The 274-nt window shown below is 58.0% G+C and carries 1 rRNA gene; it reads left to right on the top strand.

Annotated features, from left to right (window positions below):
* Nucleotides 1-167: 167 nt before the first annotated feature.
* Nucleotides 168-274 (top strand): 5S ribosomal RNA (gene rrf, locus OO70_RS50965); the annotation flags it as partial.

Below are 274 nucleotides of genomic sequence, written 5' to 3'. Positions count from 1 at the left end.
CTGGGTTGATAGGCCGGATCTGGAAGGCGGGTAACCGCTGGAGGTGACCGGTACTAATAGGCCGAGGGCTTGTCCTCAGTTGCTCGCGTCCACTGTGTTGGTTCTGAAACCACGAACAACCCCACATCCAGGTCACGGGTGTGGTGCGGTTGTCTGTTTCATAGTGTTTCGGTGGTCATAGCGTGAGGGAAACGCCCGGTTACATTCCGAACCCGGAAGCTAAGCCTTACAGCGCCGATGGTACTGCAGGGGGGACCCTGTGGGAGAGTAGGAC

The sequence above is a fragment of the Streptomyces xylophagus genome, from assembly GCF_000716435.1.
Classification (GTDB): Bacteria; Actinomycetota; Actinomycetes; order Streptomycetales; family Streptomycetaceae; genus Streptomyces; species Streptomyces xylophagus.
The sequence above is the reverse complement of the archived record's forward strand: the minus strand, read 5'-3'. Positions and strand labels throughout refer to the sequence as shown.